Source organism: Streptomyces sp. NBC_01257 (assembly GCF_035917255.1).
GTDB lineage: Bacteria > Actinomycetota > Actinomycetes > Streptomycetales > Streptomycetaceae > Streptomyces.
Genome location: NZ_CP108472.1, coordinates 3,594,145 through 3,616,155, shown reverse-complemented (window position 1 = coordinate 3,616,155; position 22,011 = coordinate 3,594,145). Strand labels below are relative to the sequence as shown.

Sequence of the window (22,011 nt, the reverse complement as noted above, 5' to 3'; positions counted from 1 at the left end):
GATGATGTCGTTTATGAAGGGACGCGTCCTTGTCGTCGACGACGACACCGCACTGGCCGAGATGCTCGGGATTGTGCTGCGTGGTGAGGGGTTCGAGCCGTCGTTCGTAGCGGACGGCGACAAGGCACTTGCTGCATTTCGTGAGGCAAAGCCGGACCTGGTCCTGCTGGATCTCATGCTGCCCGGTAGGGACGGCATCGAGGTCTGCAGGCTGATCAGGGCCGAGTCCGGCGTGCCGATCGTCATGCTCACTGCCAAGAGCGACACGGTTGACGTGGTGGTGGGCCTGGAGTCCGGGGCCGACGACTACATCGTCAAGCCGTTCAAACCTAAGGAGTTGGTTGCCCGGATCAGGGCACGTTTGCGCAGGTCCGAGGAACCGGCACCGGAACAGCTCACCATCGGTGACCTGGTCATAGACGTGGCCGGGCACTCGGTGAAGCGGGACGGGCAGTCCATCGCCCTGACCCCGCTGGAGTTCGACCTGCTGGTCGCGCTCGCCCGCAAGCCGTGGCAGGTCTTCACTCGTGAGGTACTCCTCGAGCAGGTCTGGGGATACCGTCACGCCGCTGACACGCGTCTGGTGAACGTCCACGTGCAGCGGCTCCGCTCCAAGGTCGAGAAGGACCCGGAGCGGCCGGAGATCGTGGTGACCGTCCGAGGTGTCGGTTACAAGGCCGGACCGAGCTGACATGTCCCTGGGTAGCACTGCTCCGAAGCCCGGGGAGCCGGGAGTCCGTACGGAGCGGGCTGCCGGTTCAGGGCACACGTCATCTCCGGTCGGGCGCTTTCTGCAGGGCGGCCGGTTGTTCCAGGACCGGGCGCCCGGCGGGCCGGTGCCGCGGCTGCTGATGCGCTGGGTGCGGCGTCCGCTGCTCCCGGCCGTTCGGCTGTGGCGGCGCAACCTCCAGCTGCGGGTCGTCGCCGGCACGCTGCTGATGTCGCTCGGTGTGGTGCTGCTGCTCGGCCTCGTCGTGATCGGACAGGTGCGCAACGGCCTGCTGGACGCGAAGGGCAAGGCCGCCCAGACTCAGGCCGCAGGCGGGTTCGCGGCCGCCCAGGAGAAGGCGAACGCGCCGCTCACCCCCGGTGGGCAGGGCAATGACGCCGCGGACGGGACGACGGGCAACAACTCCTGGCGGACCGAGCTCGTCGACCAGCTCGCCAGCGGCGGGAAGAACGCCTTCAACGTGGTGGCGCTCAGCGCCGACGAGGGCTCGCGTGCGCCACGTGGCTCGGGCAGCGTCGAGGCCGCGAGCATTCCGCAGAAGCTTCGCGATTCGGTGAACAAAGGCCCGGGAGCGTTCCAGACCTATTCGCAGATCAAGTACGCGAACGGGCAGGAGTCGCAGCCCGGCCTCGTCGTGGGCAAGCGGCTCTACGACATCGACCGCAATCCGTACCAGCTGTACTACGTCTTCCCGCTGACGCAGGAGGAGAAGTCCCTGACGCTCGTCAAGGGCACGCTGGCGACCGCCGGTCTGTTCGTGGTCGTCCTGCTCGGGGCCATCGCCTGGTTCGTGGTGCGGCAGGTCGTCACACCCGTACGCATGGCGGCGGGGATCGCCGAACGGCTCTCGGCGGGCCGGCTCCAGGAACGGATGAAGGTCACCGGCGAGGACGACATCGCCCGCCTCGGTGAAGCCTTCAACAAAATGGCGCAGAGCCTCCAGCTGAAGATCCAGCAGCTGGAGGAGCTCTCCCGGATGCAACGGCGCTTCGTCTCGGACGTCTCGCACGAGCTGCGGACCCCGCTGACGACCGTGCGGATGGCCGCCGACGTCATCCATGAGGCACGGGTCGACTTCGACCCGGTCACGGCACGCTCCGCGGAACTGCTGGGGGACCAGCTCGACCGGTTCGAGTCGCTGCTCTCCGATCTGCTGGAGATCAGCCGGTTCGACGCGGGCGCCGCGGCGCTGGAGGCGGAGCCGATAGACCTCAGGCAGGTCGTGCGGCGCGTGATCGGCGGCGCCGAGCCGCTGGCCGAACGCAAGGGCACCCGGATCCGGGTGGTCGGCGACGAGCAGCCGGTGATCGCGGAGGCCGACGCGCGGCGGGTCGAGCGGGTCCTGCGCAATCTGGTCGTCAACGCCGTCGAGCACGGCGAGGGACGCGATGTCGTGGTGCGGATGGGCGTGGCCGGCGGAGCGGTGGCCGTGGCGGTCCGGGACTACGGCGTGGGGCTGAAGCCCGGCGAGGCGACCCGGGTGTTCAACCGCTTCTGGCGGGCCGACCCGGCCCGCGCCCGTACGACGGGCGGCACCGGACTGGGGCTGTCCATCGCCGTCGAGGACGCACGGCTGCACGGCGGCTGGCTGCAGGCCTGGGGCGAGCCCGGTGGGGGTTCGCAGTTCCGGCTGACGCTGCCGCGTACGGCGGACGAACCGCTGCGCGGCTCGCCGATACCGCTGGAGCCCGAGGACTCGCGGCGCAACCGGGAGAACCGGGACCGCGAAGCGGCCGCGCCCGCGCCGGCCGGCGGAAACCGGCGGGTCGCGGTGCCCGCCCAGCCGGCAGGCGCGGACCGGGCACCCCTGCCCGTACCGTCCCGCGACCCCGTGCCGGCCCGGACCGCACCGGCCTCGGTGCATCCGGCAGCTCTGCCGGGCAACGGTGCACGTGTGGTGCCGCGTCCCGCCGAGGAGCGGCGGGCCGGTCACAACGACTCTCCGGGGCAGGATCCGGGGCGGGAGGACACGACTCGTGGGCACTGACCGTCGTCAGGGCGGCCGTGGACGTGCGGTGGGGGCCACCGTGCTGCTCGGCTGTGGTGCCGTGCTGCTGTCCGCGTGCGGCTCGATGCCCGTCACGGGGGACGTCAAGGCGGTGGACGCCTCGCAGCCCGGTGACTCACAGGTGCAGGTGTACGCGGTCGCGCCGCGTGACGGCGCCACTCCGAACGAGGTCGTCGACGGCTTCCTGGAGTCGATGACCAGCGACGACTCCGACTTCCGGACGACGCGGCAGTACCTCACGAAGAGGGCGTCGAACAACTGGAAGCCGGGGGCCGTCACCACAGTGCTGGCCAAGGCGCCGAACCGCAGCGACCGGCCGATCCACGAGAGCGACCGCAGCACCAACGAGGTCAGCTACACCCTGACCGGCGAGAAGGTGGCGACGGTCGACGACCAGAACGCCTACCAGCCGCTCACGCCGACGGACTACTCCCGCACCCTGCAACTGGTGCGGCAGAGCGGTCCGGACGGCAAGGAATGGCGCATCGACCTGGTGCCGGACGGACTGGTGCTCGGGCAGTCCGACTTCAAGCGGCTCTACCGTTCCGTCAACAAGTTCTACTTCGCCACCGGGCGGAGCGAGGCGCAGTCCACGCTGGTCGCCGACCCCGTCTACATCCGGAACCGGACCGATCCGGCGACCGGAATGGACACGGTGACGCAGGCGGTCCGCAGCCTCCTGAGGGGGCCCACCGACTGGCTGCGGCCGGTGGTCGCCTCGCGTTTTCCGGCGGGAACCGGTCTGCGCAAGGGCGTCACGTCGCTGACCCCCGACGACCGCAACGTGCTGAAGGTCCCGCTCGACAAGAAGGCGGACGGCACCGGACAGCGCTCCTGCCGGATGATGGCCTCGCAGGTGCTTTTCACCCTCCGGGACCTGACATCGGCACGCGTCGAGCAGGTGGAGCTGCAGCGGTCCGACGGCTCGGCCCTGTGCGTGCTCGATGCGGACCAGGCCGAGGAGTACGCCCCCGACGGTTCGTCGGGCGGGCCCGACAGCCAGTACTTCGTCGACGCCAAGGGGCATGTGGAGCGCATCCCCGGCAGTACCAGGGGCAGCGGTGAGCCGGAGCGGGTCGCCGGCCCCTTCGGCGCCGGTTCGCTGAAGGTGAGCGCCGTCGGCGTGGCCCGGGACGAGCAGACGGCTGCCGCGCTCTCGCAGCACGCGGACGCGCTCTACGTGTCCTCCATCGCCGCGGACGGAGAGCTTCCCGTCCCGGCGGTGACCAGCAAGGCCGGACGCGAGGAGAACCGGCTGACGGCGCCCAGCTGGGACGGCCGGGGCGATCTCTGGGTCGCCGACCGGGACCCCGGCAACTCGCGGCTGCTGCGGCTCGCCGGTGGCACGGGCAAGCCCCAGGAGGTCACCGTGCCGAGTCTGGACGGCAGCCGGATCACTGCGCTGCGCCTGTCGTCGGACGGGGTGCGCATCGCGCTCCTGCTGACGAACGGCGACGGGACGACGCTGAAGATCGGCCGGATCGAGCGGCACGGGCCGCAGGGCAAGGAGAAGGCCTCCGTGGTGGACCTGCGGCAGGCCGCGCCGCAGCTGGTGGACGTGACCGCGATGTCGTGGTCGGGTGGCAGCCGGCTTGTGGTGGTCGGCAAGGAGCAGGGCGGGGTGCAGCAGGTCCGCTATGTGCAGGCGGACGGCTCGACCCCGTCCTCGGGCGTGCTGCCAGGGGTGAACCAGGTGCGGGCCATCGCCGCCGCGGACGACGAGCAGCTTCCGCTGATGGCGGACACGGTCGGCGAAGGGATATTCAAGCTGCTGCCCGGCGACAACTGGCAGTCGGTCCTCAAGGAGGGGTCGGCGCTGGTCTACCCGGGCTGACGCCCGCGGAGGCGGTGCGCCCGGGCGTTGTCCACAGGGGTGGTCGGGCTGCCCCGGCGCGGGCACAGTGGAGTCATGCGCGGGTGGTGGCGGGAGATCGCCGGACTGGTCCTGCCGGTGGCCTGCGGCGGCTGCGGCAGACCACGGACCGAGCTGTGCGCGGAGTGCGGCGCGCAGCTGTACGGCGGGGCGCCGCGCCGGGTGAGCCCCGATCCGGAGCCTCCCGGGCTGCCCGTGGTGCATGCGGCCGCCGGTTACGAGAACGCGGTACGGGCGGTGCTGCTGGCCCACAAGGAGCGAGGTGTACTCGGGCTCGCCGGAGCGGCCGGCAGGGCGCTGGCGGGTGCCGTGAGAGCCGGTGCGGGGCTGTCGCCGGGTCCGGGACCGCTGCTGCTCGTGCCCGTACCGTCCGCACGCCGCGCCGTCGCCGCGCGCGGGCACGATCCGGCCCGCCGCATCGCCCTGGCAGCCGCGGCGGAGCTGCGGCGTGCGCGTATGCCCGCCCGGGTCGCCGGTGTGCTGCGGCAGCGGCGTCCGGTGGCCGACCAGTCGGGGCTCGGAGCCCGGGAGCGCCGGGCGAATCTGACGGGGGCGCTGGGCATAGTCGCCGGGGGTGAGCGGCTGCTCGCCGCCGGACGGGTGGTGCTGGTGGACGACCTGTTGACGACGGGTGCCTCGCTGGCCGAGGCGGCACGCGTGATCGACGGCGCCGGAGGGTGGCGGAGCACGGCTCCGGGGGTGCGTCACGCGGCCGTCGTCGCAGCCTCTCCGTCCGCCTTCGAAATAAACCGGAACTGGAACTGAAGTTGCATCGTTGCAGGTAGTGAGTGGGCAAAAAGACCTGAACGGAGGTACGTGCGAGTAGCGGGTGCCGACATCCGGCCGGGCAGGCTATGTTCGGTTGTGAGGAATGGTGAATGCCAGGCCTCGGCGAATGCACCACCAGGTTTCGGGCAGGCGACCCACCGGCAGTACAGAAACCGGAAATTCGGTGGGGTGGAGACCTTGCCGACGGGGGAGGAGGAGGTGGAAGTCACCGAGTCCGCGGCTCCGGCCATCACCGGAGCCTGGTGCAAAAGGGAGACGCTCCGCCGCTGAGCGGAGCGATCCGGGAACGGAGTTCTGCGTGGACATCGTCGTCAAGGGCCGCAAGACCGAGGTGCCCGAGCGGTTCCGCAAGCACGTGGCCGAGAAGCTGAAGCTGGACAAGATCCAGAAGTTCGACGGCAAGGTGATCAGCCTCGACGTGGAGGTGTCCAAGGAGCCGAATCCTCGTCAGGCAGACCGTTCCGACCGGGTGGAGATCACGCTCCGCTCGCGTGGACCGGTCATCAGGGCAGAAGCGGCCGCAGGCGACCCGTACGCAGCGCTGGACCTGGCCACAGGCAAGCTGGAGGCGCGGCTGCGCAAGCAGCACGACAAGCGCTACAGCCGCCGTGGCACAGGCCGTATCTCCGCTGCGGAGGTCGGTGAGATGGTGCCGGACGCCGCGTCGTTCAACGGCGACGGCGAACTGATCGTCGACGAAGCGGCACAGCCCGTACCCACCACCAGGATCGGCTCGCTCGAGGTACAGGGCGAAGGACCGCTGGTGATGCGTGAGAAGACGCATGTGGCGGCGCCCATGTCGCTCGACCAGGCGCTCTACGAGATGGAGCTGGTCGGTCACGACTTCTATCTGTTCGTCGACTCGGAAACGAAGGAACCCAGTGTCGTCTACCGGCGGCACGCCTACGACTACGGTGTCATCCACCTGAGGACCGACCCCCTGGCCGCCGACGAGGCGGGCGGCGCGGGCGGTGCGCTCGGCGGCTGACGCCACCACTTCTGTGGTGCCCCTGGAGCGCCCCGTGCGCCCCCAGGGGCACCCGTGTGCGACCACAGGATCACCGCTCTGACGTCCAGGCATGAAATCATGGCGGCCCAAGCCAATCGGTGCTCTGTGAACTGCCGTTGGCGGACAGTTGTGAACTTCAGGCCGTGGCCTTCAGGGGGAGGAACGATGGCGGACACCTTCGGGCCCGTGCGCGATGCGAATGATGCCGACGATGCTGCCGGTGTACATACCGGTGCGGCGGACGACAGCGGTTCCCGCAAGGAGCCGATCCGGGTCCTCGTGGTCGACGACCACGCCCTGTTCCGCAGAGGTCTGGAGATCGTCCTCGCGCAGGAGGAGGACATCCAGGTCGTAGGCGAGGCGGGCGACGGGGCGGAGGCGGTCGACAAGGCGGCCGACCTGCTGCCCGACATCGTCCTGATGGACGTGCGGATGCCCAAGCGCGGCGGCATCGAGGCGTGCACCTCCATCAAGGAGGTGGCGCCCAGCGCGAAGATCATCATGCTGACGATCAGCGACGAGGAGGCGGACCTCTACGACGCGATCAAGGCGGGCGCCACCGGCTATCTCCTCAAGGAGATCTCCACGGACGAGGTCGCCACCGCGATTCGCGCGGTCGCGGACGGGCAGTCCCAGATCAGCCCGTCGATGGCGTCCAAACTGCTCACCGAGTTCAAGTCGATGATCCAGCGGACCGACGAGCGCCGGCTGGTCCCGGCGCCCCGGCTCACCGAGCGTGAGCTCGAAGTCCTCAAACTGGTTGCCACGGGCATGAACAATCGGGATATCGCGAAGGAACTCTTCATTTCCGAGAACACCGTGAAGAACCACGTCCGCAACATTCTGGAGAAGCTGCAGCTGCACTCCCGGATGGAGGCCGTGGTCTACGCGATGCGGGAGAAGATCCTCGAGATCAGGTGAGACGGCCGGGGGTAAAGCCCCGGGAATGTGCGGTCACGCCAGGACGCGGGCGATTTCCCGGGTGAGCGGTCCGCGCAGCTCCGGCGCGTCCACCCGCTCCAGCCGGACATCCGTGCAGCCGACCCAGGAGGCGGCCTCCACCAGAGCCTCGGCCATCGGTGCCACGGCCTTCGCGCCCGCCAGGGACACCTGCCGGGCGACCAGGGTCGTGCCCTCACGGGCCGGGTCGACCCGCCCCTGCAGCATGCCGCCCGCCAGCAGCGGCATCGCGAAATAGCCATGGATCCGCTTCGGCTTGGGGACGTAGGCCTCGAGCCGGTGGGTGAAGGCGAAGATCCGCTCGGTCCGGGCCCGCTCCCAGACCAGTGAGTCGAACGGCGACAGCAGTGTCGTGCGGTGGCGTCCGCGCGGCTCGGCGGCCAGCGCGGCCGGATCCGCCCAGGCCGGCTTCGCCCAGCCACGCACCGTCACCGGCACCAGCCCGGAGTCCGCCACCACCGCGTCGAACTGCTCGCCCTTGAGCCGGTGGTAGTCGGCGATGTCCGCACGGGTGCCGACCCCCAGCGACTGCCCCGCCAGCGCCACCAGCCTGCGCAGGCACTCGGCGTCGTCCAGATCGTCGTGCAGCACCGCGGCGGGCAGGGCGCGCTCCGCGAGGTCGTAGACCCGCTTCCAGCCGCGTCGCTCGGTGCACACCACCTCGCCGTACATCAGGGCCCGCTCGACGGCGACCTTCGAGGCGGACCAGTCCCACCACTCGCCGCCGTTCTTCGCGCCGCCCAGCTCGGTCGCCGTCAGCGGGCCCTCGGCGCGCAACTGCTTGATGACGGTGTCGTAGACGCCGTCCGGCAGGTCGTGGTGCCACTGCGGGCGCGCGCGGTAGGCGCGGCGGCGGAAGGCGAAGTGCGGCCACTCCTCGACCGGCAGGATGCACGCCGCGTGCGACCAGTACTCGAAGGCCCGGCCGCCCGACCAGTACGCATCCTCGACCGGGCGCCGGCCGACCGCGCCCAGGCGCGCGTAAGGGATCAGTTCGTGCGAGCGCGCGAGCACCGAGATCGTGTCGAGCTGTACGGCGCCGAGGTGCCGCAGGACGCCGGGGACCCCGCCCCGCCGGTCCGGGGCGCCGAGGAAGCCCTGGGCGCGCAGAGCGATCCTGCGGGCCTGGTCGGCGGAGAGTTCGGCTGCGGGAGGCTGCACAGACGTCATGCCAGGAACCCTAGAGGGCGGCACTGACATCCGGGCGGGGAAGCGGCCCGCTCACGGACGGGCGGGGGCGGCCGCCGGAACATAGGCGTGGGTGCCGGGCAGGCCGAGGTCGCAGGGGAGCAGTGCGCCCGTCCACGTATCGCGTCGCACTCCCTTGTTGAGCAGCCCCGAGCGCTGGTCGCCCTCCATGCGGAAGCCGGCCCGCAGCGCGACGGCCCGCGAGGGGACGTTGCCGGTCTCCGCCCGCCATTCCAGCCGGTCCCCGCCCAGCGAGACGAAGGTCCAGCGGGCGGCGCACAGGACCGCCTCCGTCATGTGGCCGAGACCGCGGTGCTCCCGGGCGCTCCAGAACCCGATCTCGTACGTGCCGGGGCCGCTGCGCCGGTTGACGCCGAGCGCACCGGTCAGGGCCCCGCCGTCGCGCAGCACCACGGCGAAGTTGTACATGGAGTCGTCCTGCCAGCCCGCGGGCGAGAGCTGCCGGACGAAGAGTTCCGCGTCGGCGCGGCCGTACGGCGAGGGGACCACCGTCCAGCGCTGGATGTCGGGGTCCTGACAGGCTGCGTGCACCTCGTCCACGTCGCCGGGGGCGAAGGGGCGCAGCAGCAGGCGGTCGGTGGTGAGAGTGATCGGCTCCATGTACGGATTCTGCTGAGGGACCGGCCGCCCTGCGAGTACTTTTCGGGCTTCCCGGCACCTTCGGCGCCCTTCGTCCGTTGATTCGGAAGGGCACTGCGGGGTCAACGCAGTGGCAGCCCTCCCGGCGCGGCGGGGTCCTCGCTTACGATGGCCGTTGCGGTGGGGCCCACCTGCCGTGCCCGCGCCAGAGTCCATAACACGACCCAGTGCCAGGCCCGACCGGCAAGGAGACCAGCCTCAGTGTCCGTCTTCAACAAGCTCATGCGTGCAGGCGAAGGCAAGATCCTGCGCAAACTGCACCGCATCGCGGACCAGGTCAGCTCCATCGAAGAGGACTTCGTCAACCTCTCCGACGCCGAGCTGCGGGCGCTCACCGACGAGTACAAGGAACGGTACGCGGACGGCGAGAGCCTGGACGACCTGCTTCCCGAGGCATTCGCGACCGTCCGTGAGGCCGCCAAGCGGGTCCTCGGACAGCGCCACTACGACGTCCAGATGATGGGCGGCGCCGCCCTGCACCTCGGTTACGTGGCCGAGATGAAGACCGGCGAGGGCAAGACCCTCGTCGGCACCCTGCCCGCGTATCTCAACGCGCTCTCGGGCAAGGGAGTGCACCTGATCACGGTCAACGACTATCTGGCCGAGCGTGACTCGGAGCTGATGGGCCGGGTCCACAAGTTCCTCGGACTGAGCGTCGGCTGCATCATCGCCAACATGACTCCGGCCCAGCGCCGTGAGCAGTACGGCTGCGACATCACGTACGGAACGAACAACGAGTTCGGTTTCGACTACCTCCGCGACAACATGGCGTGGGCGCAGGACGAGCTCGTCCAGCGCGGCCACAACTTCGCGATCGTCGACGAGGTCGACTCGATCCTGGTCGACGAGGCCCGTACGCCGTTGATCATCTCCGGCCCCGCCGACCAGGCGACCAAGTGGTACGGCGACTTCGCCAAGCTGGTCACCCGCCTGGCGAAGGGCGAGGCGGGCAACCCGTTGAAGGGCATCGAGGAGACCGGCGACTACGAGGTCGACGAGAAGAAGCGGACCGTCGCGATCCACGAGCCCGGTGTCGCGAAGGTCGAGGACTGGCTCGGCATCGAGAACCTCTACGAGTCGGTGAACACCCCCCTCGTCGGGTACCTCAACAACGCCATCAAGGCCAAGGAACTCTTCAAGAAGGACAAGGACTACGTCGTCATCGACGGCGAAGTCATGATCGTCGACGAGCACACCGGCCGCATCCTCGCCGGCCGCCGCTACAACGAGGGCATGCACCAGGCGATCGAGGCGAAGGAAGGGGTGGACATCAAGGACGAGAACCAGACGCTCGCCACGATCACCCTGCAGAACTTCTTCCGCCTCTACGGCAAGCTCTCCGGCATGACCGGTACGGCGATGACCGAGGCCGCCGAGTTCCACCAGATCTACAAGCTCGGCGTGGTGCCGATCCCGACCAACCGGCCGATGGTCCGGGCCGACCAGTCGGACCTGATCTACCGCACCGAGGTCGCGAAGTTCGCCGCCGTCGTCGACGACATCGCCGAGAAGCACGAGAAGGGCCAGCCGATCCTGGTCGGCACCACCTCGGTCGAGAAGTCCGAGTACCTCTCGCAGCAGCTCTCCAAGCGCGGTGTCCAGCACGAGGTCCTCAACGCCAAGCAGCACGACCGGGAAGCGCCGATCATCGCGCAGGCCGGCCGCAAGGGTGCCGTCACGGTCGCGACGAACATGGCGGGCCGCGGTACGGACATCAAGCTGGGCGGCAACCCCGACGACCTGGCCGAGGCCGATCTGCGTCAGCGCGGACTCGACCCCGTCGAGCACGTCGAGGAGTGGGCGGCCGCGCTGCCCGCGGCCCTGGAGAAGGCCGAGCAGGCCGTGAAGGCCGAGCACGACGAGGTCAAGGACCTCGGCGGGCTGTACGTCCTGGGCACCGAGCGGCACGAGTCGCGCCGCATCGACAACCAGCTGCGCGGTCGTTCCGGCCGTCAGGGCGACCCGGGCGAGTCCCGGTTCTACCTCTCGCTCGGCGACGACCTGATGCGTCTGTTCAAGGCGCAGATGGTCGAGCGCGTCATGTCGATGGCCAACGTGCCGGACGACGTGCCGATCGAGAACAAGATGGTGACGCGGGCGATCGCGTCGGCGCAGTCGCAGGTCGAGCAGCAGAACTTCGAGACGCGTAAGAACGTCCTGAAGTACGACGAGGTGCTCAACCGGCAGCGTGAGGTCATCTACGGCGAGCGGCGCCGGGTGCTGGAGGGCGAGGACCTCCAGGACCAGATCCGTCACTTCATGGACGACACGATCGACGACTACATCCGCCAGGAGACGGCGGAGGGGTTCGCCGAGGAGTGGGACCTGGACCGGCTGTGGGGCGCCTTCAAGCAGCTCTACCCGGTGAAGGTCACGGTCGCCGAGCTGGAGGACGCGGCCGGGGACCTCGCGGGTGTCACCGCCGAGTTCATCGCCGAGTCCGTCAAGGACGACATCCACGAGCAGTACGACGAGCGTGAGAAGACGCTCGGCTCCGACATCATGCGTGAGCTGGAGCGGCGCGTGGTGCTGTCCGTCCTGGACCGCAAGTGGCGTGAGCACCTCTACGAGATGGACTATCTCCAGGAGGGCATCGGCCTGCGGGCCATGGCGCAGAAGGACCCGCTGGTCGAGTACCAGCGCGAGGGCTTCGACATGTTCAACGCCATGATGGAGGGCATCAAGGAGGAGTCCGTCGGCTACCTGTTCAACCTGGAGGTCCAGGTCGAGCAGCAGGTCGAGGAGGTTCCGGTGCAGGACGCGGCGACGTCGCTGACCAAGGAGGACGCGGTGCCGGCCGCGCGTCCGGAGATCCGGGCCAAGGGGCTCGACGCTCCGCAGCGTCCGGACCGGCTGCACTTCTCCGCTCCCACGGTGGACGGGGAGGGCGGTGTCGTCGAGGGCGACTTCTCCAACGCGGATGCCGGTGGCTCCTCGGAGTCGGACGGGCTCACCCGGGCCGAGCGGCGCAAGGCGCAGAAGAGTGGTGGCGGTGGTGGGCGGCGCCGCAAGAAGTAGCGTGCGCTGACTGCTGTTCTGCGGCCGGGGCCGGGCACCTTGGGGTGTCCGGGCCCGGCCGTTGTGCGTGCGGGTGCGGGTGCGGGTGTGGGTGGGCGCGGGTGGGGTGGGTGCGCCTGCGGCGGGCCTGTTCCCCGCCCCGCCCCTTCCCGTAACCGGGGGCTCTGCCCCCGGGCCCCCGCTCCTCAAGCGCCGGAGGGGCTGGAGGGGTGGCCGGGAGGGGCTCTGCCCCTGAGCCCCGCTCCTCAAGCGCCGGAGGGACTGGAGAGGTGGTCCGGAGGGGCTCTGCCCCTGAGCCCCGCTCCTCAAGCGCCGGAGGGACTGGAGAGGTGGTCCGGAGGGGCCCGAGAGGTCGCCCCGGAGGGGCTGGTTGGCGCCGCCCTCGGAGAGGCACCCAGAGCGGCGGTCCCCGGGGGGTGTGGGTCCCCGTCAACGGTTGCGTACCGGGGTGTTGCCGAGTTCTACCGCGGCGCAGCGCCAGCGGAGGTCGGGGCCCTGTTCCAGGCGGAAGGCCATGGCGCGGACCTGTTCGCCTGCCGCGATGCTCGCGCAGGCCTCCACGACGCCCGGGGCCGGCTGGGCGCCTCGGCACATGCGGATGACCGGGCGGGCGCCGCGGCTCCGGAGCGGGGTGGCGGGGGCCAGTTCGGCGAGCTGGTCGTAGGCCTCGCCGATCGTGTGGCCGAGCATCCAGTGGACGGGGCGCTGGCCGCTGAGGACCGCCAGGAGGCGTTCCGCGAACCACTGGTGGGGCCGGATCCGCTGGGGAGTCCGGCGGCGCTGTACGGGTACGGCTTCGGGCCTGCGTGCGTCGTGCCGTGCGGCGGGCCGGGTCCTGTTCGTGGTCATCGCTGTCGCCCCCGTGCTTCAGAGGCCCGGATCAGTACCGGGCGGTAACTTCTGCTGTGGATCTTCTACGGGGGTCGTGGAGGCGGCCGCAAGCGTCGATGGGCCGGCGGTGGGGGACGCGGGATTCACCTATCCGGGTGGTCGACCCGGTCCGGGGAAGGTGCCCTGGGCGGGCCGGGCAGGGTGAGGGGCGGTTACCGGGTGGACGGGGCGAGGGCGGGACACGTAACCCCAAAGGGGGACGCCCCACGTATCCTGAGGGCGTTCCGACTACGAAAGCGGCCCAGCCATGCGCGTGTACGTCCCCCTGACCCTCTCCGGGCTCGCAGCGGCGCACCGGGCCGGCGAGGTCGGCTCCGCCCCGCTGACCGCGTACGCGGTGACGCCGGCGCTGCGGGAGTGGTACGTCTCGGACGACATCGAGGAGCTGGAGTACGCGGCGCTCAACCGGGCCGCGTCCGCGTCGCTGCGGCTGATCGCCGGGGACCCCGCTGCCGCCCGTCGCCGGGTCGTCGTCGCCGTGGACGTGCCGGACGGGGCCGCGGTCGCCGACCCGGACCACATGCTGGAGTCCTCCTCGCTCGGCGAGGTCACCATCGCCTCCGCGGTCGGGCTGGCCGAGGCCGCCGCCGTGCACGTCGACTCGGACGAGGCGGACAAGGACGTCACGGCCGCCGCGGCCGCGCTGGGGGCGGCGGACCTCGGTGACGACGACGCCCAGTTCACCGTCGACGGCGCCGAGGACCACGAGCTCCTGTGGTTCGGTGTCCAGGAGATCCCGAATCTGATCGGCTGAGAGGCCGAGCGGTCTCCGCCACCGGCCGTTCGTCGGCGTGTTCGCAGGGGTGTTCTACCGTTGTCAGTGGCAGCGGGTATTTTTTCCTCATGGGGACGTACGGGAAGCACCGCACACATCTGGTCTGGGACTGGAACGGCACTCTGCTCGACGACAACACCGCGGTCGTCGGCGCGACGAACGCCGCGTTCGGTGAGGTCGGCCTGGAGCCGATCACGCTGGACCAGTACCGGGAGATGTACTGCATCCCGATACCCCGCTTCTACGAGCGGCTGATGGGCCGGCTGCCCACCGAGGCCGAGTGGGAGCGGATGGACGGGATCTTCCACCGCCACTACACCGAGCAGCGGGCCGCCTGCGGGCTGACCGAGGGAGCCGCCGAGCTGCTCGCGCAGTGGCAGCTGGCCGGACGGAGCCAGTCCCTGCTCAGCATGTACGGACACGACCAGCTGGTCCCGGTCGTGCGCGGATACGGCATCGAGCGGCACTTCGTGCGCGTCGACGGGCGTACCGGGCCGTCCGGCGGCAGCAAGGCGCAGCACATGGAGCGGCATTTCGCGGCGCTGGACGGGATATCCCCGGCGTCCACGGTGGTCATAGGTGACGCCGTGGACGACGCGGTGGCGGCCGCCCACGTCGGTGCGCGAGCGGTCCTCTTCACCGGAGGTTCGCACAGCCGGGCCAGTCTCGAGGCCGCCGGGGTGCCCGTCGTGGACACCCTGGCCGAGGCCGCGGCCCTCGCCCAGCAGATGGGCGAGTAGGAGAGCGGGCGACGGCCCCGTCCGGGTACGGGCTCAGGCGACCGGGGCCTTGGTACGGAGCACGGTCAGGAATTCACGCATCCAGGCCGAGTGGTCCGGCCAGGCGCGGGACGAGACCAGGGTGCCGTCCACCACGACCTCGGTGTCCTGGAAGGTGGCCCCGGCGGTCCCCATGTCCGGTTCCAGTGCGGGATAGGCCGTCACCCGGCGGTTCTTCAGCGCGCCGACCGCCGCCGACATCAGCGGGCCGTGGCAGATCTGGGCCACCGGACGGTCCGTGTCGAAGAACGCCGACAGGATCGTGCGCAGGTCGGCGTCGTTGCGCAGGTACTCGGGCGCGCGCCCGCCCGGGACGACGAGGGCCACGTAGTCGTCCGGGTCCACCTCCGAGAAGGCCAGGTCGGCGGGCCAGGTGTAGCCGGGCTTCTCGGTGTAGGTGTCGAAGCCGGGCTCGAAGTCGTGGACCACGAAGCGGAGCGTCTTGCGGGAAGGAGCGGCGATATGGACCTCGTAACCCTCTTCGAGCAGTCGTTGGTACGGGTAGAGGACTTCGAGGGACTCGGCGGCGTCGCCGGTGACGATCAGGATCTTCGGTGCCATGGCGGGGCTCCCCACGGTGCGTCGGCCTGTTCCGGTTTCCGGTACCAGAGTGCGGCAGCGCGGGCCGGTGCGCTGTCCAGACTGTCAAAGTCCGGGGCTTTCTTTTGTACACATACGGCTCGTGACGGCGACCCGGGCGGGGGAGATAGCCTGGACCCCGTGATCAGCGCGATACGCCTCGGGGGCAGCGAAGCCCCCGGCCTGCGCCCGGAGTGCCACAGTGCCCGGGCCATGACTGATCCCCTCAGCCCGGCCCGACCGCCAAAAATGGCCAATAAGGTCCCGGGCGTCTCTCATTGCGGCATAGCGTCGACTCCGACCGGTAACCCCGTGTCGTGGCGGTACGTCGTCTTTTTCACCTACGTCACGCAACGGCGCGCGACAGGAGCCAGAGGACATGCAGACCAAGCTGGACGAAGCCAAGGCCGAGCTGCTCGCACGGGCCGCCAAGGTAGCTGACAACAGCCCGGGCGGTGGTGCCGGCGGCCCGGGCGGTAACACCCGGGTGCGCGTTGCGGCCACCGGGGCCGACAACGGCACGGGGGCCGGGCAGGAGCGTCCGGACCAGGACGTACTGCTCGCCTATCTCCAGCGCTACTACCTCCACACCGCTCCGGAGGACATCGCCGGCCGGGACCCGGTCGACGTCTTCGGTGCCGCGTCCTCCCACTACCGGCTCGCCGAGAACCGCCCGCAGGGCACGGCCAACGTCCGGGTGCACACCCCCACGGTCGAGGAGAACGGCTGGACCTGCAGCCACTCCGTCGTGGAGGTCGTCACCGACGACATGCCGTTCCTGGTCGACTCCGTCACCAACGAGCTGTCCCGTCAGGGCCGCGGCATCCATGTCGTGATCCACCCGCAGGTCATCGTCCGGCGCGATGTGACCGGCAAGCTGATCGAGGTCCTCACCGACGGCGTCGGCATCTCGACCGGCCCGCAGGCCGGCCGGAAGAACGCCAAGGGCGCGAAGGACGCCAAGGCCGAGCTGCCGCACGACGCACTCGTCGAGTCCTGGATCCACGTCGAGATCGACCGCGAGACCGACCGCGCCGACCTCAAGCAGATCCAGGCGGACCTGCTGCGCGTCCTGTCCGACGTACGGGAGACCGTCGAGGACTGGGAGAAGATGCGCGACGCCGCGCTGCGCATCGCCGACGACCTGCCCGGCGAGCCGCTCGACGACCTCGCCGACGACGAGGTGAACGAGGCCCGCGAACTGCTGCGCTGGCTCGCCGCCGACCACTTCACCTTCCTCGGCTACCGCGAGTACGAGCTGACGGACACCGACGCGCTGGCCGCCGTGCCCGGCACCGGCCTCGGCATCCTGCGCTCCGACCCGCAGCACACCGAGGACGAGGCGCACCCGGTCAGCCCCTCCTTCGACCGGCTGCCCGCCGACGCCCGGGCCAAGGCCCGCGAGCACAAGCTCCTCATCCTGACCAAGGCCAACAGCCGGGCGACCGTGCACCGCCCCAGCTACCTCGACTACGTCGGCGTGAAGAAGTTCGACGCCGAGGGCAACGTCATCGGTGAGCGCCGCTTCCTCGGACTGTTCTCGTCCGCCGCCTACACCGAGTCCGTGCGCCGGGTGCCCGTCGTCCGCCGCAAGGTCGCCGAGGTGCTGGAGGGCGCGGGCTTCTCGTACAACAGCCACGACGGCCGCGACCTGCTGCAGATCCTGGAGACGTACCCCCGCGACGAGCTGTTCCAGACGCCGCCCGACCAGCTGCGCTCCATCGTCACCTCGGTGCTCTACCTCCAGGAGCGGCGCCGGCTCCGGCTCTACCTGCGCCAGGACGAGTACGGGCGCTACTACTCCGCGATCGTCTACCTGCCGCGCGACCGCTACACCACCGGTGTGCGCCTGCGGCTGATCGACATCCTCAAGGAGGAGCTGAACGGCACCAGCGTCGACTTCACCGCCTGGAACACGGAGTCGATCCTGTCCCGGCTGCACTTCGTCGTCCGGGTCGCCCCCGGCAGCGAGCTGACCGCGCTCACCGACGCCGAGGCCGACCGCATCGAGGCCCGCCTGGTCGAGGCCGCCCGCTCCTGGGCCGACGGCTTCCAGGAGGCACTGGGCGCCGAATGCGGCGAGGAGCGCGCCGCCGAGCTGCTGCGCCACTACGGGCACTCCTTCCCCGAGGGCTACAAGGCCGACCACTCGCCGCGCTCCGCCGTGGCCGACCTGGTCCACCTCGAAGCCCTCAAGGAGGACGAGCGGAACTTCGCCCTCAGCCTGTACGAGCCGGTCGGCGCCTCCCCCGGCGAGCGCCGGTTCAAGATCTACCGGACCGGTGAGCAGGTCTCCCTGTCCGCCGTCCTCCCGGCGCTCCAGCGGCTCGGTGTCGAGGTCGTCGACGAGCGCCCGTACGAGCTGCGCTGCGCCGACCGCACGCACGCCTGGATCTACGACTTCGGGCTGCGGATGCCGCAGGCCACGGGCAACGGCAGCTACCTGGCCGACGACGCCAGGGAACGGTTCCAGGACGCCTTCGCCGCCGTCTGGACGGGCGAGGCGGAGAACGACGGATTCAACGCGCTGGTGCTGAGCGCCGGTCTGAACTGGCGCCAGGCCATGGTGCTGCGCGCCTACGCCAAGTACCTGCGCCAGGCCGGATCGACGTTCAGCCAGGACTACATGGAGAGCACCCTCCAGAACAACGTCCACACCACCCGGCTGCTGGTCTCGCTCTTCGAGGCCCGGATGTCGCCGGACCGCCAGAGCGCCGGCACCGAGCTGACCGACGGGCTCCTCGAAGAACTCGACGGGGCCCTCGACCAGGTCGCCTCGCTCGACGAGGACCGGATCCTGCGGTCCTTCCTCACCGTCATCAAGGCCACCCTGCGCACCAACTTCTTCCAGCGCGCGGACAGCGGCGAGCCGCACGGCTACGTGTCGATGAAGTTCGACCCGCAGTCGATCCCGGACCTCCCGGCGCCCCGCCCGGCGTTCGAGATCTGGGTCTACTCGCCGCGCGTCGAGGGCGTCCACCTGCGCTTCGGCAAGGTCGCCCGCGGTGGTCTGCGCTGGTCCGACCGGCGCGAGGACTTCCGTACGGAGATCCTCGGCCTGGTCAAGGCTCAGATGGTGAAGAACACCGTGATCGTCCCGGTCGGCGCCAAGGGCGGCTTCGTCGCCAAGCAGCTCCCCGACCCGGCCGTCGACCGTGACGCCTGGATGGCCGAGGGCATCGCCTCGTACCGCACCTTCATCTCGGCGCTGCTCGACATCACCGACAACATGGTGGCCGGCGAGGTCGTGCACCCCAAGGGCGTCGTCCGGCACGACGAGGACGACACCTACCTCGTCGTCGCGGCCGACAAGGGCACCGCGAAGTTCTCCGACATCGCCAACGAGGTCGCCGTCGCGTACGGCTTCTGGCTGGGTGACGCGTTCGCCTCCGGCGGCTCGGCCGGCTACGACCACAAGGGCATGGGCATCACCGCCCGCGGTGCCTGGGAGTCCGTCAAGCGGCACTTCCGGGAGCTCGGCCACGACACGCAGACCGAGGACTTCACCGTCGTCGGCGTCGGCGACATGTCGGGCGACGTGTTCGGCAACGGGATGCTGCTCTCCGAGCACATCCGGCTCGTCGCGGCCTTCGACCACCGGCACATCTTCATCGACCCGAATCCGGACGCGGCGACCTCGTACGCCGAGCGGCGCCGCCTGTTCGACCTGCCGCGCAGCTCCTGGGCCGACTACGACAAGGGGCTGATCTCCGCGGGCGGTGGCATCCACCCGCGCAGCGCCAAGTCCATTCCGGTCAACGCGCACATCCGCGAGGCGCTCGGCATCGAGTCCGGCGTCACCAAGATGACGCCCGCCGACCTGATGCAGACCATCCTCAAGGCCCCCGTCGACCTCGCGTGGAACGGCGGCATCGGGACGTACATCAAGTCCTCCGCCGAGTCGAACGCGGACGTCGGCGACAAGGCCAACGACGCGATCCGCGTCAACGGCGAGGACCTGCGGGCCAAGGTCGTCGGCGAGGGCGGCAACCTCGGCGCCACCCAGCTCGGCCGGATCGAGTTCGCCCGCAACGGCGGCCGGATCAACACCGACGCGATCGACAACAGCGCCGGCGTGGACACCTCCGACCACGAGGTGAACATCAAGATCCTGCTCAACGGCCTGGTGCGGGACGGTGACATGACCGTCAAGCAGCGCAACAAGCTGCTCGCCGAGATGACCGACGAGATCGGCCACCTGGTGCTGCGCAACAACTACGCGCAGAACACCGCGCTCGCCAACGCCTGCGCCCAGGCGCCCTCCCTGCTCCACGCCCACCAGCGCTTCATGCGCCGGCTGGGACGGGACGGGCACCTCGACCGGGCCCTGGAGTTCCTGCCCACCGACCGGCAGATCCGCGAACTGCTGAACGCGGGCAAGGGGCTCAGCCAGCCCGAACTGGCCGTGCTGCTCGCGTACACGAAGATCACGGCGGCGCAGGAGCTGATCGGGACCAGCCTCCCGGACGACGCGCATCTGCAGAAGCTGCTGCACGCCTACTTCCCGCAGCAGCTGCGCGAGCGGTTCCCGGAGGCGGTCGACGGACACGCGCTGCGGCGCGAGATCATCACCACGGTCCTGGTGAACGACACGGTCAACAGCGGTGGTTCGACCTTCCTGCACCGGCTGCGGGAAGAGACGGGCGCCTCGATCGAGGAGATCGTGCGGGCGCAGTTCGCGGCCCGGGAGATCTTCGGCCTCGGCAAGGTGTGGGACGCCGTCGAGGCGCTCGACAACAAGGTCGCCGCCGATGTGCAGACCCGCATCCGGCTGCACTCGCGCCGGCTCGTCGAGCGCGGTTCGCGCTGGCTGCTGGGCAACCGGCCGCAGCCGCTGGAGATCGCCGAGACGATCGACTTCTTCCGCAACGGGGTCGAGCAGGTCTGGGCCGAGCTGCCCAAGATGCTGATGGGCGCCGACCAGGAGTGGTACCAGAGCATCCTGGACGAGCTCACCGAGGCGGGCGTCCCGGACGAGCTGGCGCAGCGGGTGGCCGGATTCTCGTCGGCCTTCCCGGCGCTCGACATCGTGGCGATCGCCGACCGCACGGGCAAGGACCCGCTGGCCGTCGCCGAGGTCTACTACGACCTCGCGGACCGGCTGGGCATCACCCAGCTGATGGACCGGATCATCGAGCTGCCGCGGGCCGACCGCTGGCAGTCGATGGCCCGTGCCTCCATCCGCGAGGACCTGTACGCCGCGCACGCGGCGCTCACGGGTGACGTGCTGAGCGTGGGCAACGGGGCGTCCTCGCCGGAGGAGCGGTTCCAGGCGTGGGAGGAGAAGAACGCGGCGATCCTGACCCGGTCGCGGTCCACGCTGGAGGAGATCCAGGGGTCGGACGCGTTCGACCTGGCGAATCTGTCCGTGGCCATGCGGACGATGCGGACGTTGCTGCGTACGCACGTCTGACGTAACGGCGAAGGGGCGGCTGCCAGGAGCTCGGATGCTCCTGGCAGCCGCCCCTTCCCGTTCTGTGGACGGGACCCGGGCGCCGACGGCCCGGGGCCTCGGCCCATACGGGTCGCGGTACTTCCGGGTCCCGGCGCGTACGGATCTCCGTACGTACGGATCCCAGTACGTACGGATGTCAGTGCATGCGGATCTCAGTACATACGGGTTTCGCCGGCGTCGTCCGGCGGAGGCGGCTGTCTGCGCCGCCACTCGTTGGCCAGCTCGGTCGGGAAGCGGCGGCCGCTCCGGGACAGGACCACGCCCTCGACGAGCAGGAGTTCGTCCCCGCCGCGGTACGGGCGTTCCGCCGTACCGAGCGGGTGCCACGGGCCGGGCCCCGACTTCCCGGCCGTCGACCGCCACCGCGTGCCGTAGGTGCTGCGGTCGCGTGCCTGGACGATTCCGCCGTTCACCCGGAGCTCCACATGGATACGGCTCAAGCCGGCCGTGCGCTGCTCCGGGAGCAGACCGAGCAGGCCGATTCCGCCTTCGCCCGGTGCCCGGCCGACCGCCACCGTCGAGCCGTCCTCCAGCGTGAACCGGGCCTTCACGTCCCCCTCCACCAGCAGCTTCAGCTGGACCGTCGCGGTGCGGGGGCCGTCGTCGAGCAGGCGGCCGCCGTGACTCTGGCAGTGGGGCACGCCGGCGATGATGCGCGGCAGCAGGGCGGCGGATCCCTTGCGGGTGTCGTACAGCGAGCAACGCCGGTCCTCGCAACGCCAGTTGCGGTTCACCACGTCGAAGCGGGGGCTGCGCCCCTTCAGTAGTCCCATCTTCTTGAGCGCGTCCTCCTCCATCTTCATGGAGATGTCCAGCGCACTGGCCACCCCCATGTCGACGGGGACCAGCCGCACCGTGCCGTCGCGGGCGGGGACCGGTTCCAGGAAGTCGTCCGTGTTGCCCTGGAGCCAGGGGCGGTCGAGGCGTTCGCCCCGGAAGCGGTCGCCGGTGATGACCGGGATGCCGGTGTACTCGCACAGTTCAAGCAGCCGCTCGTCCGCGTCCGGCAGCTCCTCCACCAGGCCCTCGCGGACCCATCGGCCGAGCAGCCGGATGTCGGCCGGATCGGTGAACTCGCGGCGTCCGCCGAGCCGCAGGCTGGCATCGGCGACGAGGTACAGCCGGATGTCGGGGTCGCGGGCGAACTCCTTCGCCGCGTCCAGTACGAGCTGCAGCCTGCGCAGGGAGCGCAGCCCCGGTTCACTGAGTCCGCGGTTGCGCACGACGTTGGACAGGTCCACCAGGAAGCAGGCTTCACTGAAGTCCGTGGTGAGGTGGTTCTCCAAGGAGATCGCCT

At 70.2% G+C, this 22,011-nt stretch carries 15 protein-coding genes; 10 read left to right on the top strand and 5 right to left on the bottom strand.

The genetic code is table 11. The annotated features are described in order from the left end of the window. Position 1 precedes the first annotated feature (1 nt). The 6 genes from mtrA (at position 2) to OG408_RS15270 (ending at position 7,330) form a co-directional block, all read left to right on the top strand. Positions 2-691 (top strand): two-component system response regulator MtrA, encoded by a 690-nt coding sequence (gene mtrA, locus OG408_RS15295; protein ID WP_005316841.1) that lies wholly within the window; start codon positions 2-4, stop codon positions 689-691. Between the two features lies 1 nt (position 692). After that, positions 693-2,717 carry an MtrAB system histidine kinase MtrB gene (mtrB, locus tag OG408_RS15290; protein ID WP_285563782.1) on the top strand — a complete coding sequence of 675 codons (2,025 nt, stop codon included), beginning with the start codon at positions 693-695 and terminating at the stop codon, positions 2,715-2,717. 85 nt (positions 2,718-2,802) lie between these two features. After that, positions 2,803-4,572, top strand: coding sequence for an LpqB family beta-propeller domain-containing protein (locus tag OG408_RS15285; RefSeq protein WP_326674543.1), 1,770 nt, complete (start codon positions 2,803-2,805; stop codon positions 4,570-4,572). A 75-nt stretch (positions 4,573-4,647) separates the two neighbouring features. Continuing rightward, complete coding sequence (locus OG408_RS15280) at positions 4,648-5,376, top strand: ComF family protein (protein ID WP_326670332.1); 729 nt, start codon at positions 4,648-4,650, stop codon at positions 5,374-5,376. A 322-nt stretch (positions 5,377-5,698) separates the two neighbouring features. After that, positions 5,699-6,388: a ribosome hibernation-promoting factor, HPF/YfiA family gene (gene hpf / locus OG408_RS15275; protein WP_266779489.1), complete on the top strand. Its 690-nt coding sequence runs from the start codon at positions 5,699-5,701 to the stop codon at positions 6,386-6,388. 186 nt (positions 6,389-6,574) lie between these two features. Next, positions 6,575-7,330 (top strand): response regulator, encoded by a 756-nt coding sequence (locus OG408_RS15270; protein WP_266779487.1) that lies wholly within the window; start codon positions 6,575-6,577, stop codon positions 7,328-7,330. 33 nt (positions 7,331-7,363) lie between these two features. Here OG408_RS15270 and OG408_RS15265 read toward each other — a convergent pair whose 3' ends face one another. Both OG408_RS15265 and OG408_RS15260 read right to left on the bottom strand, forming a co-directional pair. Further along, positions 7,364-8,539 (bottom strand): winged helix-turn-helix domain-containing protein, encoded by a 1,176-nt coding sequence (locus OG408_RS15265; protein WP_326670329.1) that lies wholly within the window; start codon positions 8,537-8,539, stop codon positions 7,364-7,366. 51 nt (positions 8,540-8,590) lie between these two features. Further along, positions 8,591-9,178, bottom strand: a complete 588-nt coding sequence (locus OG408_RS15260; RefSeq protein ID WP_326670327.1) for a GNAT family N-acetyltransferase — start codon at positions 9,176-9,178, stop codon at positions 8,591-8,593. 240 nt (positions 9,179-9,418) lie between these two features. Between OG408_RS15260 and secA the strand changes: the two genes are divergently transcribed. Beyond that, a complete protein-coding gene (secA, locus tag OG408_RS15255) occupies positions 9,419-12,235 on the top strand; it encodes a preprotein translocase subunit SecA (RefSeq protein WP_266779481.1) in 2,817 nt (938 codons plus the stop codon). A gap of 429 nt (positions 12,236-12,664) precedes the next feature. Here secA and OG408_RS15250 read toward each other — a convergent pair whose 3' ends face one another. Then, the gene (locus tag OG408_RS15250; RefSeq protein ID WP_326670326.1) at positions 12,665-13,084 is read right to left on the bottom strand and encodes an Rv3235 family protein; all 420 of its coding nucleotides are present in this window, start codon (positions 13,082-13,084) and stop codon (positions 12,665-12,667) included. A gap of 289 nt (positions 13,085-13,373) precedes the next feature. Between OG408_RS15250 and OG408_RS15245 the strand changes: the two genes are divergently transcribed. Continuing rightward, a complete protein-coding gene (locus OG408_RS15245; protein WP_266779477.1) occupies positions 13,374-13,880 on the top strand; it encodes a DUF6912 family protein in 507 nt (168 codons plus the stop codon). An 89-nt stretch (positions 13,881-13,969) separates the two neighbouring features. Next, positions 13,970-14,641, top strand: a complete 672-nt coding sequence (locus OG408_RS15240) for an HAD family hydrolase (RefSeq protein WP_266779475.1) — start codon at positions 13,970-13,972, stop codon at positions 14,639-14,641. Between the two features lie 33 nt (positions 14,642-14,674). On the opposite strand, the gene OG408_RS15235 is transcribed toward OG408_RS15240, so the two are convergent. Beyond that, positions 14,675-15,241 carry a DJ-1/PfpI family protein gene (locus tag OG408_RS15235; protein ID WP_266779473.1) on the bottom strand — a complete coding sequence of 189 codons (567 nt, stop codon included), beginning with the start codon at positions 15,239-15,241 and terminating at the stop codon, positions 14,675-14,677. A gap of 397 nt (positions 15,242-15,638) precedes the next feature. Here OG408_RS15235 and OG408_RS15230 point away from each other — a divergent pair, with 397 nt between their 5' ends. Continuing rightward, positions 15,639-20,672 (top strand): NAD-glutamate dehydrogenase, encoded by a 5,034-nt coding sequence (locus OG408_RS15230; protein ID WP_266779471.1) that lies wholly within the window; start codon positions 15,639-15,641, stop codon positions 20,670-20,672. 194 nt (positions 20,673-20,866) lie between these two features. On the opposite strand, the gene OG408_RS15225 is transcribed toward OG408_RS15230, so the two are convergent. Next, positions 20,867-22,000, bottom strand: coding sequence for an FHA domain-containing protein (locus tag OG408_RS15225; RefSeq protein ID WP_326670321.1), 1,134 nt, complete (start codon positions 21,998-22,000; stop codon positions 20,867-20,869). Positions 22,001-22,011 lie beyond the last annotated feature (11 nt).

Excerpts from the sequence above, each read along its gene's own strand:
- OG408_RS15270 (WP_266779487.1), top strand. The coding sequence starts at position 6,575 with ATGGCGGACACCTTCGGGCCCGTGCGCGATGCGAATGATGCCGACGAT.
- OG408_RS15230 (WP_266779471.1), top strand. The coding sequence starts at position 15,639 with ATGCAGACCAAGCTGGACGAAGCCAAGGCCGAGCTGCTCGCACGGGCC.
- mtrA (WP_005316841.1), top strand. The coding sequence starts at position 2 with ATGATGTCGTTTATGAAGGGACGCGTCCTTGTCGTCGACGACGACACC.
- OG408_RS15285 (WP_326674543.1), top strand. The coding sequence starts at position 2,803 with ATGCCCGTCACGGGGGACGTCAAGGCGGTGGACGCCTCGCAGCCCGGT.
- mtrB (WP_285563782.1), top strand. The coding sequence starts at position 693 with ATGTCCCTGGGTAGCACTGCTCCGAAGCCCGGGGAGCCGGGAGTCCGT.
- OG408_RS15240 (WP_266779475.1), top strand. The coding sequence starts at position 13,970 with ATGGGGACGTACGGGAAGCACCGCACACATCTGGTCTGGGACTGGAAC.
- OG408_RS15280 (WP_326670332.1), top strand. The coding sequence starts at position 4,648 with ATGCGCGGGTGGTGGCGGGAGATCGCCGGACTGGTCCTGCCGGTGGCC.
- OG408_RS15245 (WP_266779477.1), top strand. The coding sequence starts at position 13,374 with ATGCGCGTGTACGTCCCCCTGACCCTCTCCGGGCTCGCAGCGGCGCAC.
- OG408_RS15265 (WP_326670329.1), bottom strand. The coding sequence starts at position 8,539 with ATGACGTCTGTGCAGCCTCCCGCAGCCGAACTCTCCGCCGACCAGGCC.
- OG408_RS15235 (WP_266779473.1), bottom strand. The coding sequence starts at position 15,241 with ATGGCACCGAAGATCCTGATCGTCACCGGCGACGCCGCCGAGTCCCTC.
- OG408_RS15260 (WP_326670327.1), bottom strand. The coding sequence starts at position 9,178 with ATGGAGCCGATCACTCTCACCACCGACCGCCTGCTGCTGCGCCCCTTC.
- OG408_RS15250 (WP_326670326.1), bottom strand. The coding sequence starts at position 13,084 with ATGACCACGAACAGGACCCGGCCCGCCGCACGGCACGACGCACGCAGG.